Annotated in this window: 11 protein-coding genes; 1 reads left to right on the top strand and 10 read right to left on the bottom strand. The window is 71.6% G+C overall.

The features are described 5' to 3' along the window. Positions 1-116: 116 nt before the first annotated feature. The 7 genes from ACFY2Q_RS29100 to ACFY2Q_RS29070 form a co-directional block, all read right to left on the bottom strand. Positions 117-1,985: a polysaccharide biosynthesis protein gene (locus ACFY2Q_RS29100; protein ID WP_387135793.1), complete on the bottom strand. Its 1,869-nt coding sequence runs from the start codon at positions 1,983-1,985 to the stop codon at positions 117-119. Between the two features lie 132 nt (positions 1,986-2,117). Further along, complete coding sequence (locus tag ACFY2Q_RS29095; protein WP_387135791.1) at positions 2,118-3,362, bottom strand: glycosyltransferase family 4 protein; 1,245 nt, start codon at positions 3,360-3,362, stop codon at positions 2,118-2,120. 108 nt (positions 3,363-3,470) lie between these two features. Continuing rightward, complete coding sequence (locus tag ACFY2Q_RS29090) at positions 3,471-4,580, bottom strand: NAD-dependent epimerase/dehydratase family protein (RefSeq protein WP_387135789.1); 1,110 nt, start codon at positions 4,578-4,580, stop codon at positions 3,471-3,473. Beyond that, positions 4,549-5,583: a hypothetical protein gene (locus ACFY2Q_RS29085; RefSeq protein ID WP_387135787.1), complete on the bottom strand. Its 1,035-nt coding sequence runs from the start codon at positions 5,581-5,583 to the stop codon at positions 4,549-4,551. Before ACFY2Q_RS29085 ends, ACFY2Q_RS29090 begins: the two co-directional genes overlap by 32 nt. Positions 5,584-5,868: 285 nt before the next feature. Further along, positions 5,869-6,339, bottom strand: a complete 471-nt coding sequence (locus ACFY2Q_RS29080; protein ID WP_387135785.1) for a hypothetical protein — start codon at positions 6,337-6,339, stop codon at positions 5,869-5,871. A gap of 51 nt (positions 6,340-6,390) precedes the next feature. Continuing rightward, the gene (locus ACFY2Q_RS29075; protein WP_387135795.1) at positions 6,391-7,275 is read right to left on the bottom strand and encodes an aminoglycoside phosphotransferase family protein; all 885 of its coding nucleotides are present in this window, start codon (positions 7,273-7,275) and stop codon (positions 6,391-6,393) included. Positions 7,276-7,724: 449 nt separating this feature from the next. Further along, positions 7,725-10,196, bottom strand: coding sequence for a Tex family protein (locus ACFY2Q_RS29070; RefSeq protein ID WP_387135783.1), 2,472 nt, complete (start codon positions 10,194-10,196; stop codon positions 7,725-7,727). 187 nt (positions 10,197-10,383) lie between these two features. Here ACFY2Q_RS29070 and ACFY2Q_RS29065 point away from each other — a divergent pair, with 187 nt between their 5' ends. Continuing rightward, positions 10,384-11,895, top strand: coding sequence for a deoxyguanosinetriphosphate triphosphohydrolase family protein (locus tag ACFY2Q_RS29065; protein WP_387135781.1), 1,512 nt, complete (start codon positions 10,384-10,386; stop codon positions 11,893-11,895). A 2-nt stretch (positions 11,896-11,897) separates the two neighbouring features. Here ACFY2Q_RS29065 and ACFY2Q_RS29060 read toward each other — a convergent pair whose 3' ends face one another. The 3 genes from ACFY2Q_RS29060 to ACFY2Q_RS29050 all read right to left on the bottom strand — a co-directional run bounded on the left by ACFY2Q_RS29060 (position 11,898) and on the right by ACFY2Q_RS29050 (position 15,456). Then, positions 11,898-13,040: an MBL fold metallo-hydrolase gene (locus ACFY2Q_RS29060; RefSeq protein WP_387135779.1), complete on the bottom strand. Its 1,143-nt coding sequence runs from the start codon at positions 13,038-13,040 to the stop codon at positions 11,898-11,900. Between the two features lie 111 nt (positions 13,041-13,151). Then, positions 13,152-14,159, bottom strand: a complete 1,008-nt coding sequence (locus ACFY2Q_RS29055) for a serine hydrolase (RefSeq protein WP_387135777.1) — start codon at positions 14,157-14,159, stop codon at positions 13,152-13,154. Positions 14,160-14,271: 112 nt separating this feature from the next. Next, positions 14,272-15,456, bottom strand: coding sequence for a zinc-dependent alcohol dehydrogenase (locus ACFY2Q_RS29050; protein ID WP_387135775.1), 1,185 nt, complete (start codon positions 15,454-15,456; stop codon positions 14,272-14,274). Positions 15,457-15,634 lie beyond the last annotated feature (178 nt).

The following is a 15,634-nucleotide window of genomic DNA, read 5'->3' as shown; positions in this document are numbered from 1 at the left end:
CACCTCCCAGACCAGAAACGATGGGAGACAGCCTGCCCGACACATCCTCAGAACCAACGGATTACACGATCAACGTTCAAAGACGAGGCACTAGTCGCCGAGCCCGCAAGGCCGGCTCAGCGGGGCATCGGCACCGCCGCGTCGTGGATGATGGTCGCGGGCGGCTGGGTGCAGAGCCGGGCGAGCTGTTCGACGACTTTCGCCGGGTCGTCGAACGGGTCGATCCCACTGGCCTCCAACGGGTCGAGCGCCGGCACGGCCACATGTGACACCAGGGGGTGGAACGGCCGAGTGTCGACCTCGCCGGTGCCCAGCAGAACCTCGTGCAGCTTCTCGCCGGGACGCAGACCGGTGTAGACGATCGGCACCGAGCTGGACGCGTGGTCCGCCATCTGGCGAGCGAGGTCGAGGATCCGGACCGGATCGCCCATGTCGAGCACCAGCGCCTCGCCGTCCCGGCCGATCTCGGTGGCCTGGAGCACCAGGTGGACGGCTTCCTGAAGGGTCATCAGGTAACGGCTTACGTCCGGGTGTGTGACGGTCAGCGGGTTGCCGGCCTCGATCTGGCGTTGGAAGGCCGTCACCACGGAACCGCGGCTGCTCAGCACGTTACCGAACCGGACGCTGAGGAACGTTCCCGGGAACCGGGAGGCGGCGTGCGCGGTCAGCCGCTCGGTGATCCGCTTCGAGTAGCCGAGAACGCTTATCGGGTCGGCTGCCTTGTCCGTGGAGATGTTCACGAACTTCGCCACGTCCTTGCAGGCGTCCAACACCGAGAGCGTGCCCCAGACATTGGTCTTGACCGCCTCACCCGGGTGCCGTTCCAGCAGGGTCAGGTGCTTGAGCGCCGCCGCATGAAAGATGATCTCCGGACGGCGTTCCCGGATGATCCGCCGGATTCCCTCGTCGTCCCGCAGGTCGGCGAGGATCAGTTCGGGGCCGTCCAACATGGCCCGACCGGCGAGCGACATCTGAAGGCTGTGCAGGGCGGACTCGTCCCGGTCCAGCATCATCAGCTCGCCCGGGTTGGCCTTCATCACCTGGCGGCAGAGCTCAGAGCCGATCGACCCGCCGGCGCCGGTGACCAGGATCCGCCGCCCGGTCAGGCTGTTGGTGCTCAGCGGCAGGTCACCGATCACCTGGCGGCGGCCGAGCAGGTCGTCGATCTGCACGTCCCGGACGTCGGTGACGGTGATGCGGTGGTCGACCAGGTCCCGCACCGGGGGCAGCACCTTGAACACCGCGCCCGCCCCGAGGGTGGCCTCGCGGATCTGGCGGATCAGCGCGGCGTCCGCGTTGGCCACCGAGAAGATGACGGCGCTGGCGCTGGTACGCCGGACGCAGGCTGCCACATCGTGGCGGCCACCCAGCACACGTACTCCGCCGATGCGCAGGTCGCGCTTGTCCGGATCGTCGTCCAGCGCGCCGACCGGAAGGTACCGCCCGCGCGGGTCGCTGAGCATGGCACGGAGCAGCCCCTGGCCAGCGTCACCCATCCCGAACAGCAGCACCGGCGTCGACGACCGGACATCCGGGCGCATGGCGAGGTCGCGCCGGTGCCGGTACGCGAACCGGGCGCCGAGCATGAACAGCAGGGCGAGCGCTCCACCGACCAGCGGTGTGCTGGCGGGGACCGGCCGGTCGGTGGACGGGATCAGGCCGAGCAGCAGGAGGCCGGCGGTGGTGATGGTGGTGCCGGCTACACCCTGCACCTCCTGGAGGCTACCCAGCGGGTGCCGACCGGAGTAGAGCCGGCGCAGCGCCGCCACCGCCACGTGCAGGAGCGCTGCCACTGCTCCGACCGCGGCGGCCCTCCCCAGTTGGCCGGGCGGAAGTTGGAACTCGAACCGGGTCCAGGCGGCCGCGACCAGACCGCCGACCCAGGCGGTGGTGTCGATCGCGAGGAATCCGGCGGCGCGACGACGTGCCCTGGCCCGCCGCGCCCGTTGGTCCGACCGCTCTGTGTGCTCCGTGTCCTGCGGCATGTATTGGCTCCCTGTTCCGTCATCCGACCGCTTCCGCCGCCCGGCAGAAGGAGTTTTGATGCTCCTTGTCCTTGTTACATGGCAAAGCGATACAGGTGGCGGGTTTCGGGGTTATCTGAGCCAAACATCCGGTTACGCCGCTGGCCGCCCAGCGACCGCTTTCTCCAGGTGGCTGGCGAGCGCGATGCTGCCTACCCGCTCCGAGAGCCGTTCCAGGTAGAACTCCCGGCCGCTGCGGCCCAGCTCCTCGCGCTTTGCGGGGCCCAACTCGTACATTCGGCGGATCGCGTCGGCCAGCGCCGGAGCATCCCCGGGCGGGGCCACGAAACCGGCGCCGGACTCGTCGACGAGTCGAGCGGCGTCGCCGGCCAACGCGGCCACGATGGGACGTCCGCAGGCGAGCGTGCTCTGCACCTTGCTGGGCATGATCGAGCGGAGGAAGGGCTGGTCGCGCAGGGAGATCAACTGGACGTCGCCGAGTGGCATCAACTCGACCATCCGTTCGAGCGGTTGCTGGCCGAGGAAGACCACCCGGCCGGGCGCGTACCGAGCGGCCCGCTCGCGCAGCCGGGCCTCCTCGACGCCGCTGCCGGCGAACACCAGCGTTAGGTCCGGGATGTCGGCGAGATACTCCAACGCGTCGACGGCGACGTCGAGCCCCTGGAGGTTCCCCATGCTCCCCGCGTACATGACGACGAAACCCTGCAGCCCGAGGGTGGCCGCCAACTGCGGATCGGGTGGTCTCGGCCGGAAGACACGCTCGTCGACCCAGTTGTAGACGACCGAGACCTTATCCCGAGGGACCCCGCGACTGGCCAGGATGTCGGCCATCCCGGGCGCGATGACGGCCACCGACGACGCCGAGCGGTACGCCGCGTCACAGAACCGGTGCAGGGAACGGATTATCAGGTCGGTGCGCCGGCCGGGGCGGACGTAGTCGCTCTCCGCCAGGGTGTCCGGCCAGAGGTCCTCCATGAGGATCACGTACGGGCGGCCGTGCAGCCGTCGGGCGATGATCGCGGGCAGCGCCACCGTCGCCGGCGACGAGTAGACAAGCCACACGTCCACCTTGCGCAGCAGGTCCAGCCGGACCGCCGTCGACGCCGCGAAGCTGAGATAGTTGGCAGCCCGCCCGATGGCCGAGCGATCGTGACTGGGCACCAGCGGAACCCGGTGCACCGAGATCCCGTTCATCATCTCGAACTGGTACGGGCGAACGCGGTAACCCGGAGACAGCCGGCCGGACGGATAGTTCGGGAAGCCGGTGAGCACGTGCACCTCGTGCCCGAGCGCGGCGAGCGACCGGCTGATGATCCCCGGCAGGACGGCCGAGCCACCCTCGGGGTCGTACCACTGGGTGATGATCCCGATTCTCATGACGTCACCACCACGGCCCGAACCGACCACCTGGCCACGATCGACCCGTCCTTGCCCGACACTCGGGTGAGAGCCATGGAGAACCTTCCTGGTGGGGGAGTGGATGCGTCAGATGCCTCGGGTCGCGTCCGCCCGGCTGGATCGCTCGGCCGCCGACTCGTCGATGTCGTGCGGTTGCGATTCGCCGGCTCTCGGACGCGCGACGCTGTCCACGCCGGCGGCGGACGCCTGGGGGCTGCCAGCTGTCCTGAGCCGCTCCCACGCCTCGGGGCGCAGCTGTGGCGCCAGCCCCTGCTCGGCCAGCCAGCCGGGCACCTGCGGCTTGCCGAACAGAAGCATGTCCACGCGCCGCGCGTGCGCGTTGGCCCGCAGGCTCGTCTTCCCGTACGCGTTGATGCCGCTCGTCGCGTACCGTGCCAGCCGCGCGGGGATGTGCCGTGGCTCGCGGCCACCGAGCAGGCGGAGCAGGAGCCCTGTCGTCATCCCGTTGGGAGGTTGCAGCACGATGGGCGGCACCGGTCCGTTCACGAGGCCGAGGTGGACGATCGAGGCGACGACGTCCTCGATGAGGACCTGTGGCGTCGGCGCGTCACCTGCCCCGGCGACGCAGCTCAACCGTGACTGGGCGAGCCGGACGAGCGCGCGGGTGTTCGGTCGGTCCACGTCGTGGACCCATGTCGACCGGTAGATGACGGTGTCGATGCAGTCCTCGTGGCGCAGCATGCGCTCGCCGATCGCCTTGGAGCGCGAGTACGGGGAGAAGGGCATCGTCCGTGCGGTCTCATCGAGCGCCATCGCCCCCTGCGCCGCTGCCGAGCTGACGTGCACCATGCGCGTGGCGCCGATCAGGGCGCTGGCTCGGGCGACCAGTGTGGGCAGTAGCGCGTTGCACCCGTACAACTCCGCGCTGTCCGGGGCGGACCCGTTCGGCAACCCGGCAGTGTTGATCACGACCTGCGCACCGTCGAGGTGTCGGGCGAGGTCGGCGACCACCTCGTCGTACCGACCCGTAGGCACCGAATCGACGCGGGAGGCCTGGGCGAGCGGCCACGACAGGCGCGGCGCGGGCACCGGTTGGACCTCGACGCCCCGGCTGCGGAGCTCGGCGACTACCGCCCGACCGACGAAGCCGCTGCTGCCGAGTACCGCGATCCGCTTGACCGGCTGGGGCCTGCGGCCGTCCAGGTCACCGACTCGGGGAGTTGACAGTTCTGGCATGGATCGGCCTTTCGTCTGTTGGGGGCCCTGACCGCTGGGCTGCGAGCCACGCGGGGGCGGCGAGATAGCCAGCGAGGATGGCGACGGCCGTGACATCGAGCGCGGCGCGGAGAAGTGGCCCGCTGAAGGACGCGGCCACCAGGCAGGCGGCGACGGTTGCGCCGATGCCGGCGGTCAGCGCGGTGACCTGTTGATGTGACCACCCGCTGTCGGTCAACCGCTGGTAGGCATGGTTGCGGTGGGGGCGGTACCAGGCTTCGCCGTTACGGATGCGGCGCAGCAGCGTCCAGCCAGTGTCGGCGAGATAGAGGGCGAGCGGCGCCACGGCTGCCTCCGGCGGGATGCCGCGCACGATCGCGTACGCGGCGAGCGCACCGAACGCGCCACCGAGGGCGTACGACCCGACGTCACCGAGGAACACCCGGGCGACCCAGGCGTTCCACGGCAGGAAGGTCAGGGACGCGGCGGCGATCAGGCTGCCGCTGGCGGTGAGCAGCGGAAGGTCCCGCAGCACGCCGAGGGCGGCGTACACCAACCCGGCGAGGATCGCGTGGACGGCCGAGATCCCGTTGATGCCGTCCATGAAGTTGAAGGCGTTCACGTAGGCGGTCAGCCACGCCGCGAGGGCGACGACCAGGGCCACCTGGAGGTACGTCGGGTGGCCGCCCGGCACCAACGCCAGGCTCGTGGCCACGCCAACGAGCAATTGCAGGAGCAGCCGGACCCGGACCGGGACGCCGCGGATGTCCTCCAGGAGGCCGATGGCCGCGAACAGCAGCAGCGGCACGGCGATCGACCGCGCGTGCTCGTTCAGAAGGAGAGCGAGCCCGGCCGCCACGGCGACGCCCACGCCGCCGCCGCGCGGGATCGGGGTGTCGTGCGAGGACCGATCGGACGGTATGTCGAGGACCGAGGCCGCGGTCAGTAGCCGGAGGATCAGCGGTTGCAGCAGGGTGCCGACGATGAGCGCGAGCAGGATCCCGCCGGCAAGCGGAACGCTCACCGTGGCCTGGTGGCAGCATGCGGCCGCCGGCGATAGGGGGAAATCCGTATGAGATTCACTAATGGGACCTTCAGGTAGAACTGTTCATGGGGGGATAAATGAATCATAGGAGGTCGCTACTAGGGACAAACGACCTTTACCTGTATTCGGTGTGCGACACGCAGCGGAAACTGCCCGCACGGAGATCAGGGCCGACCGGGCTCATGACTGCCGGCTCGGACACGGTCCGGCCCGCGTCGGAAAACCGACACGGGCCGGGGCGCGAAAGTGTTCGCGCGCCGCGCGCTAGCGAACGCCAGCGGCGGAATCCGGCCCGGCGGAATCCGACCCCTCCGTGCCGTCGCCCAGCCGGCGGGTGAGCAGGGTCCGCAACGGGATCGACTCACCGTCGCGCCCACCCGCCCCGACGACAAGCGGGGCCGGGCTGGGCTGCGGGTCGACGCCGAACAGCCGGGCCCGTAGGCCGCCCGACACGGTCAGCAGGTGGAACCTGCCCGCCACGTCCACCGCCCGGGTCTCGGCCCGGTCGACGTACCAGCCGGTCAACCGGGTCCGGTAGCGTCCGCGCCCGTCGTAGCCCCGGGCGACGAGCCGGGTTGTGGGCAGCCCGCGCCGGGTCGCCTCAGTCACGAACCAGGCCACCAGCTCAGCCGCCTGCGTCTGCTCTGTGGCTCGTCGCCGCGCCTCCGCGTCGGCGTGCGCCCGTACCGCGTGCTGCTGCCGCTCCCGCCACTCCCGGCCGTCGTCCTCGCCCACGAGCCGACGGTACGCGACGACGCGGCCGCCCGGGTGGCCCCGGTACCCGACTCAGTCGAGCACGGCCCGCAGGGTACGCCGGGCGATGTCGGCCATCACCGGGTTGGTCTCGACGTAGTAGTGCAGTGCGTTTATCGCCTGTAGAAGGGCCCAGCCGCGTCCGCGTTCCCACGTCGCGTCGTCCACGCCGAGCGCCCGCCGGTACGTCTCCCGCGACCCGGCATCGAGCAGGTTCCACGCCGGCATGAGGTCCACCGCCGGATCGCCCACGCCGACCGCTCCGAGGTCGATGACCGCGACCAGCCGGCCGTCGCGTACCAACAGGTTGCCGGGCATCAGGTCGGCGTGGATCCACACGTCGGCGGCGTCGTGGCGGGGGGTGTCCCGGCAGCGTGTCCACACCTCGGCGAGCCGGGCGGTGTCCGCGAGGTCGCCGCTGACGGCGAGCGCCGACCGCACGTCGGCGTCCTGGTCGGCCAGCGGCCCGCCCCGGCCGAACCCGGGCCAACTCTGCCCGCCGGTGCCGACGCCGTGCAGCGCGGCCACCACGGCGGCGAGGTCGCTGGCGAAGACGTCCGAGCCGCCGACCCGTTCGGCCCGCGCGGTCTCGCCAGCGATCCAGCGGTACGCCGTCCACGGCCCCTGGTATCCCTCGCCCGGTTCGCCCAGGCCGAGCGGCTCCGGCACCGCCACCGGCAGGTGCGCGGCGAGCAGCCGCGCGTGCTCCTGCTCCCGCCGCAGCTCGGCGCGCAGGTCCGGACCGGAGTTCGGTAGCAGCGGAAACCGCAGCACGATCTCCGCGCCCAGCCGGAACAGGGCGTTCACCGTGCCGGTGGAGGCGAGCGGGCGCACCGGCAACCGTCGCCAGTGCGGAAACTTCTCGGCCACCAGCGCGGCGACCACGTCCGCGCTCACCTCGACCTGACCGGCGTGCATCGTCACCGCGGGATCATCACCCCGACCCCTACCACCCCGCGACCCGATTTCCTCCTACCCACGCCGTCCAGCCGGCCCAGGCGGCACGCTGCCCCAGGCGGCCCATGCGCCCGCCACGCGCGGGCTTGCGCCGCCACGCGCGGGCTTGCGCCGCCACGCGCGGGCTTGCGCCGCCACGCGCGGGCTTGCGCCGCCACGCGCGGGCTTGCGCCGCCACGCGCCGCTTGTCGTCCGCGCCGTCCGCGCGGCTCTGCACCTGTCCGTGGCCGCCGCCGCGCCCCCCAGGCCCGGCCGGCTACCGCTCCTGCGGTCCTTTGGAGCTGAATCGTTGACGACATCACCGTCGCGATGCGTTCACGTCATCAGCTCCAAAGGGCCGGCCACTCGGGTGGGCCGCTGGCGACATCACCGCGTGATGCGTTTGCGGCATCAGCTCCAAAGGGACCCCATCAGGCCAGTCCGGCTCGTCGCAGGGCCTCGGCCATCGCGTCGTTGGCGGGTGCCGGTGCGCTCTGCCGCTGCTGCCCGCCGCGTCCGCCCTGTCCGCCGCGCCCGCCCTGCTGCCCGCCGTGACCAGGCTGTCCGCCGCGCCCGCCGCCCTGTCCGCCGCGTCCGCCCTGCTGCCCGCCGCGACCGGACTGGCCGGACTGGCCCGACTGGCCGTCGGGGCCGCGTTGGGCCGGGCCGCCGCGACCCTCCTGGCTGGTCCGGCCGCCCCGGCCCGCGTCGGTGCCCGGCTCGTCCTCCAGGCGCAGGGTCAGCGAGATCCTCTTGCGGGGTACGTCCACGTCGAGCACCTTGACCCGCACCACGTCACCGGACTTCACCACCTCGCGGGGGTCCTTCACGAAGGTCCGGGACATCGCCGACACGTGCACCAGGCCGTCCTGGTGCACGCCGACGTCCACGAACGCGCCGAAGGCTGCCACATTTGTGACTACACCCTCCAGCAGCATGCCGGGCGTCAGGTCACCGATCTTCTCCACGCCCTCGACGAATGTGGCGGTGCGGAACTCCGGTCGCGGGTCGCGGCCCGGCTTCTCCAGCTCGGCGAGGATGTCGGTGACGGTGGGCAGACCGAACCGGTCGTCGACGAAATCAGTCGCCCGCAGCCCACGCAGGATGCCGCTCTTGCCGATGACCGAGCGCAGGTCCTGCCCGGTGGTGGAGAGGATGCGGCGCACCACCGGGTACGCCTCGGGGTGCACGCTTGAGGAGTCCAGCGGGTCGTCGCCGTCGGGGATGCGCAGGAAGCCCGCGCACTGCTCGAACGCCTTCGGCCCGAGCCGCGCCACCTTCTTCAACTCGGTACGCGACCGGAACGGCCCGTTGGCGTCCCGGTGCAGCACGATGTTCTCGGCCAGCCCGGCCCCGATCCCGGAGACCCGGGTCAGCAGCGGCGCGGAGGCGGTGTTGACGTCCACGCCGACGGCGTTCACACAGTCCTCCACTACCGCGTCCAGGGAGCGGGACAGCTTCACCTCGGACAGGTCGTGCTGGTACTGCCCGACGCCTATCGACCGTGGGTCGATCTTGACCAGTTCGGCGAGCGGGTCCTGGAGCCGGCGGGCGATGGACACCGCGCCGCGCAGCGACACGTCCATTCCCGGCAGCTCCTGCGAGGCGTACGCGGAAGCCGAGTAGACCGACGCGCCCGCCTCGGAGACCATCACCTTGGTCAGGTTGAGCTGCGGGTGTCGCTTGATCAGGTCGCCGGCCAGCTTGTCGGTCTCCCGGGAGGCGGTGCCGTTGCCGATCGCGATCAGCTCGACGCCGTGCGCCCCCGCCAGCCGGGCGAGGGTCTCGACCGACGCGTCCCACTGCCGGCGTGGCTCGTGCGGGTAGATGGTGTCGGTGGCGAGCACCTTGCCGGTGGCGTCCACCACTGCCACCTTCACGCCCGTCCGCAGGCCCGGGTCCAACCCCATCGTCGGCCGGCTGCCGGCCGGCGCGGCGAGCAGCAGGTCCCGCAGGTTGGTGGCGAAGACCCGCACGGCCTCCTCCTCGGCCGCCTGCCACAACCGCATCCGCAGGTCCGCACCGAGGTGGATGAGGATTCGGGTACGCCAGGCCCAGCGCACCGTGTCGGCCAGCCAGCGGTCGGCGGGGCGGCCCGCGTCGGACACGCCGAACCGGCCGGCGATTGCCGCCTCGTACCGGCTCGGGCCGGTCGGTACGGCGTCCGCCTCGCCGGCCTCCTCCGGTTCCATGGTCAGGTCGAGCACGCCCTCCTTCTCGCCCCGGAACATCGCCAGGATCCGGTGCGAGGGCAGCTTCGGGTACGGCTCGGAAAAGTCGAAGTAGTCGGCGAACTTCGAGCCGGTGGTCTCCTGACCGTCGCGTACCCGGGAGGCCAGACGCCCCCGCGACCACATCTGCTCGCGCAGCGTGCCGATCAGGTCGGCGTCCTCGGCGAAGGTCTCGATCAGGATCGCCCGGGCGCCCTCCAGCGCGGCGGCGACGTCGGCGACGCCCTTCTCCGGGTCGACGAACCCGGCGGCGGTGGCCTTCGGGTCCTGGCTGGGGTCGGCCAGCAGCGTCTCGGCAAGCGGCGCCAACCCGGCCTCGCGGGCGATCTGCGCCCGGGTCCGCCGCTTCGGCTTGTACGGCAGGTAGATGTCCTCCAGCCGGGACTTCGAGTCGGCCGCCATGATCTGCGCTTCGAGGGCCTCGTCCAGCTTGCCCTGACCGCGGATCGACTCCAGGACGGCGGCCCGCCGCTCGTCCAGCTCCCGCAGGTAGCGCAGCCGCTCCTCAAGGGTGCGCAGCTGGGTGTCGTCGAGCAGGCCGGTGGCCTCCTTGCGGTAGCGGGCGATGAACGGCACTGTGGCGCCGCCGTCGAGCAGCTCCACGGCCGCCCGCACCTGACGCTCGGCCACGCCGAGCTCGTCGGCGATCCGCTGATGAACTGACTGGGTCACGATCTCGATCCGCCTTCGACTCGATCCGCCTTCAAAGAGCGGGTACCGCCTGCATTCTGCCGGGCGCTCCCCGGCGCTGTCGCCGCGCCCGGCCGGGGTGATCCATTCCGCCCGGCCGGTCGGGAGCCCGCGCCCGGCCGGGGCGAGGCGTCAGCGCCCCGGCCGGGCCTGCGCTAGCGTGGCGATCATGGAAACACCTGCGGGGCCGCGCGCTCGGCGGCTCTTCGGCGGCAGCGCCCGCGCGCTCGGCGACCTCGCGGCCAACCCGTTCCGCGCCGACCGGGACCGGATCGTCGCCTCGCCGTTCTTCGCCCGACTCGGCGGAGTCACCCAGGTGATCAGCCCGGTCGGCTCCGGCCTGCTCGTGCACAACCGGCTCACCCACAGCCTGAAGGTCGCCCAGGTGGCTCGGGCGATCGCCGAGCGGCTGACCGCCGACGACAGGTGGCGTGCCCTGCTGGACAGGCTCGGCGGCTGCGACCCGGACGTGGTGGAGGCCGCGGCGCTCGCCCACGACCTCGGTCACCCGCCGTTCGGGCACCTGGGGGAGCGGGTGTTGGACCGGCTGGCCCGCCAGCGCCTCGGCCTCGCCGACGGTTTCGAGGGCAACGCCCAGTCGTACCGGATCGTCACCAGCACCGAGATCCGGGGTGCCGCCACCACCGGCCTGGACCTGACCGCCGCGGTCCGCGCGGCGTTGCTGAAGTACCCGTGGACCCGGCTGGACTACCCCGACCCGCACCCCCGCCTGCTGGATCCGCCGCCGCGCGGTGCCACGCCCCCGCCGGACGCCCCGGAGAGCGGCTCGTTGAAGTTCGGCGCGTACCGGACCGAGCTGGACGACCTGCGGCAGGCCCGGGAGCCGTTCGTGGGGCGCATCCCGGAGTGGCAGCAGACCGTGGAGGCGTCCGTGATGGACACCGCCGACGACATCGCGTACGCCATCCACGACGTGGAGGACTTCTATCGGGTCGGTGTGCTCCAGCAGGGCGCGGTCTCCGCCGAGTTGATGGCCTGGCAGCGGGAGAGCGGGCACTTCCGGGCGATCACCGACGCGGCGCTTACCACCGCGGCCCGCCGCCCCGGCGCGGCCATCGAACGGCTGCGCCGACAACTGCACCGCAAGGACGCGTGGATCGCCGACGACGACGCGTTCGCCGCCGCCGTCGAGCACGTACGTGAGGAACTGGTCGACGGGCTGCTGGCGATGCCGTTCGACGGCTCCATCGAGGCGGAGCAGTACGTCTCGCGGTTCTCCGCCCGCTGGTCCACCCGCTTCGTCGAGGCGATCACGATGACCGACCAGCCGTCGGTGCGCTCCGGCTATGTGCTGCTCGGCTGCGCACAGTGGCACGAGGTGCAGGTGCTCAAGTTCGTCCACCACCGGTTCGTGCTGGCCCGCCCGGATCTCGCCCTGCACCAGCGTGGCCAGGCCCGGCTGCTGGGCACCCTCGTCGAGGCGCTGTGGGAGTGGCTGCTCGACCCGGAGGAGGAGTCCCGGTTGCCTCGCCGGCTGCACGACCTGGTCGAGTTGGCCGAGGCGGAGCTGCATCCGCGTACCCCGGACCGGATCGGCCGGGCCCGGGGCCGGGCCATCGTGGACTTCGTGGCGCAGCTCACCGACGGTCAGGCGGTGGCCATGCTGGACGCCCTGTCCGGCCGGTCGGGAGCCCTCTGGACCGACGCCTTCGTGCTCTGAGCTCAGGCGATCGCCTGCCACCATCCGTCCACGGCGGGCGGGTCGGCGACGACCACCCGCTCGCCCGGGCGGGGTACGGCCAGTCGGACGTCGCGGGCCTTCGCCTCCGACCACAGCCGGTTCACCGGCTCGGACCAGTCGTGCAGGGCCAGGTTGAACGTCGCCCAGTGCACCGGGATGAGCAGGCCGCCACGGAGATCCTGGTGGGCGTCGACCGCCTCCTCCGGGAACATGTGGATGGTCGGCCAACCCCTGTCGTACGCGCCGATCTGCATGAGCGTCACGTCGAACGGCCCGTGCTGCGCGCCGATTTCCGCGTAGCCGTCGAAGTAGCCGGAGTCACCTGTGTAGAAGACCCTGCGTCGCTCCCCGGCGACCACCCAGGAACTCCAGAGCGTGCCGTCGCGGCGCAGGCCCCTCCCGGAGAAGTGCTGGGCGGCGGTGGCGGTGATCTCCAGCCCGGCGACCCGGTGCGACTCGGTCCAGTCCAGCTCGATGATCCGTTCGGCGGGTACGCCCCAGCGGTCCAGGTGCGCGCCCACGCCCAGCGGCACCAGGAACGGTGCGGACTGCGCGGCCGTCAGCGCCTGCACGGTCGCCATGTCCAGGTGGTCGTAGTGGTCGTGGGAGATCAGGATGGCGTCCAGCGGGGGCAGCTCGTCCAGGCCTACCGGGGGCTCGTGCAGCCGACGGGGGCCGACCAGCCCGGACGGTGAGCACCTGTCGCTCCAGATGGGGTCGAGCAGCACCCGCCGGCCCTCGATCTCGATGAGCGCCGAGGCGTGGCCGTACCAGATGATGTTGAGCTCGTCGGTGGTGTCGGCGGCCTGCGGCGCACTCGGGCGCAGCAGCGGCACGGGCGCGGTCGGGCGCCGCTTCTGCTTGCCGAAGATCAGTTCGCGGAGCAGGTTGCGACCCGGGTCGGCAGCCATCATGCGCGTGCCGACCCGGTTGTGGAAGGTGCCGTCGCGGAACTGCGGCGAGCGGGCCGCCCGTTCGGCGCGGGCGCCGGTGAGTCGGCCGCCGATGGCCGCCGGCACGTCCCGGGCAACCCAGGCCAGGCCGGCCACCGCGGCCAGCCCCGCCGAGCCTCGCAGCAGTCGCCCGAGCGACCGTTCACCGTCCGTACGATCCGCTGGTGCCATCCCCGTCCCTCCGCCGTGTCCGCACTACACGGTAGTCACCCGGGACCGATCGCGCCTCGCCGGTCACCCGGAGCGGGCCGGTCGCCGCACGGCGACCGGCCCGCCGCCAGGTCAGCCGCCGTTGCTGGGCCGTCGAGTTGCCGTCCGGTACGCCGTGCCCGTGCCGCTGATCCGGTCCACAGCGGTCAGGAACCGGGGGCCCATGGAGGCGCGGGCCTGCACCGCCGGGTGGGTGGCCCCGAAGTCGTCCGGGTTGGCCTGCCCGTCGGCGAAGAGCGCGTAGGTGAGCACCGCCGCCCCGGACCTGTCGAAGATCACGCCCGCCTCGTGCCGGGCGTCGGCGAACCAGCCGGCCTTGCTGGCGATGCGAGCCCGGTCGTCGGAGGACATGGTGCGCCGGATGCCGTCGGTGAAGGCCACCGGGGACCGCAGCAGCCCGAGCAGGAAACTCGTCGAGGCGGGGGAGAGCAGGGTGCCGGCGACCAGGGCGCGCAGCAGGTCGTGCGTCTCGCGGGGGGTGCTGGTGCCCAGGAAGAAGCGGTTCGGGTTGGCGACCGGCTCGACCTGGGTGTTCGGGAAGCCCTTGCCGACCAGGATGGCGTTGAGCTCGGCGGCCGGGCAGACCGACCCGCACAGCCGCACCGCCGTGTCGTCGGAGACGGTGAGCAGGTTCGCCAGGACGTGGCCGAGGGTCACGCTGCTGGGGTACGCGCCGTCCAGGCTGAAGATGCCGTCGCCGCCCGGCACGACGATGGCGGCGGTCACCTCGACCCGCTGGTCAAGTGTGAGAAGCCCTCGGTCGATCTTGTCCAGGACCGCCGTGGCCACGGCGATCTTGTTGACGCTGTACGCCTCGATCCGCTGGTCGGCCTGGGCCGCCACGGCGACCACCGGCGGGCCGTCCGGGCGGGCCACGCTGACGTACGCCTGCCAGTTGCCCCCGGCCTGCGTGCTGAACTTGGTGTAGCTGGTGGCGACGCGGCGGGCGGCCCGCGCGGGGGTGGTCGGAGCGGCCTCGGTGACCTCGGCGCTCGCAGGTGTCGCGGCGCCGAGCACCGTGCCGGCGGTGGCCACGGTTCCGAGCCCGAGCGCTGTCCTGCGGTTCAGCCGGATAGTCAATCTTCTCTCCCGTCGTGGGGCGCCGAAGCGCTTACCGGCCCCCCACCCTATGCGAGTTGATCGATACATGGTGTCCCCGGTGCCGCTCAGCCGAGCCGTCGAGGCGGTGCGTTCACGGTGCGAGCACCACCTTGACGCAGCCGTCCTCCTTCTTCTGGAACATCTCGTACGCCTGCGGCGCGTCGCTCAGCGGCAACCTGTGGGTCCGCAGGTCCTCCACGCCCAGGGGGTCGTCGTCGCCGGAGAGCAGCGGCAGGATCTCGTCGGTCCAGCGGCGCACGTGGCACTGCCCCATGCGCAGTTGGATGCCCCTGTCGAACATCTCCATAAGCGGCATCGGGTCGGCCTCGCCGCCGTAGACGCCGGAGACCGAGACGGTGCCGCCGCGACGGACCGCCTTGAGTGCGGCGTGCAGCACCGAGAGGCGGTCCGCGCCCACCCGGTCGGTCATCGTCTGGGCCAGCTTGTCCGGCAGCAGTCCTGCGGCGGTCTGGGCCAGCTTGCCCATCGGCGAACCGTGCGCCTCCATGCCTACCGCGTCGATCACCGCGTCGGGACCACGGCCGTCGACCAGGTCGATGAGCGCGCCCGGCACGTCGGACATCTCGCGGACGTCGAGCACCTCGATGCCGTGCCGGCGGGCGAGGTCCAGCCGCTCGGGCACCAGGTCCAGCCCGATGACGCGGCCGGCGCCGAGGTGGCGGCCGATCCGGGCGCACAACTGCCCGACCGGCCCGAGCCCGAACACGGCAAGGGTGCCGCCGGGCGGGGTGTCCGCGTACTTCACGGCCTGCCAGGCGGTGGGCAGGATGTCGGACAGGTACAGGTAGCGCTCGTCTGCGCCGGTGTGCGGGATCTTGATCGGTCCGAAGTGGGCCTGCGGGACGCGCAGGTACTCGGCCTGGCCGCCGGGCACCGAGCCGTAGAGCGAGGTGTAGCCGAACAACGCGGCGCCCTTGCCCTCGCTCGTGACCTGGGTGGTCTCGCACTGGGCGTAGAGCTGACGCTTGCACATCCAGCAACTGCCGCAGGAGATGTTGAACGGGATCACCACGCGGTCGCCGGGCTTGAGCCCGGTCACTCCCGACCCCACCTCCTCGACGATGCCCATCGGTTCGTGGCCCAGAATGTCACCGGGCTTCAGGTACGGCCCCAGCACCTCGTACAGGTGCAGGTCGGAGCCGCATATCGCGGTCGATGTGATCTTCACGATCGCGTCGGTGGGCTCCTCGATCCGGGGGTCCGGCACCTCCTCGACGCGTACGTCCCGCTTGCCCTGCCAGGTCAACGCCTTCATGTCTGTTTCCTCCTTCGCTCCCTGCCTTCCTGCTACCCGGGCTCGGACATTTGAACCGACCGCACGTCGCCCGGTGGCCCAAGCGGGGTCAGAGGGTGGTTTCGCCGTTGAGGCCGAAGTAGTCGTGCCATTTGGTGCTGGGGGCGAATGTGGTGCCGGTGGAGAGGGCGACGTAGAT

The sequence above is a fragment of the Micromonospora sp. NPDC000316 genome, assembly GCF_042898885.1.
Lineage (GTDB): Bacteria > Actinomycetota > Actinomycetes > Mycobacteriales > Micromonosporaceae > Micromonospora.
The sequence above is the reverse complement of the archived record's forward strand: the minus strand, read 5'-3'. Positions and strand labels throughout refer to the sequence as shown.

What these genes read in the sequence shown, in the direction of transcription:
- ACFY2Q_RS29100 (WP_387135793.1), bottom strand. Translation starts at nt 1,985, where the DNA reads ATGCCGCAGGACACGGAGCACACAGAGCGGTCGGACCAACGGGCGCGG.
- ACFY2Q_RS29095 (WP_387135791.1), bottom strand. Translation starts at nt 3,362, where the DNA reads ATGAGAATCGGGATCATCACCCAGTGGTACGACCCCGAGGGTGGCTCG.
- ACFY2Q_RS29090 (WP_387135789.1), bottom strand. Translation starts at nt 4,580, where the DNA reads ATGCCAGAACTGTCAACTCCCCGAGTCGGTGACCTGGACGGCCGCAGG.
- ACFY2Q_RS29075 (WP_387135795.1), bottom strand. Translation starts at nt 7,275, where the DNA reads ATGCACGCCGGTCAGGTCGAGGTGAGCGCGGACGTGGTCGCCGCGCTG.
- ACFY2Q_RS29065 (WP_387135781.1), top strand. Translation starts at nt 10,384, where the DNA reads ATGGAAACACCTGCGGGGCCGCGCGCTCGGCGGCTCTTCGGCGGCAGC.
- ACFY2Q_RS29060 (WP_387135779.1), bottom strand. Translation starts at nt 13,040, where the DNA reads ATGGCACCAGCGGATCGTACGGACGGTGAACGGTCGCTCGGGCGACTG.
- ACFY2Q_RS29050 (WP_387135775.1), bottom strand. Translation starts at nt 15,456, where the DNA reads ATGAAGGCGTTGACCTGGCAGGGCAAGCGGGACGTACGCGTCGAGGAG.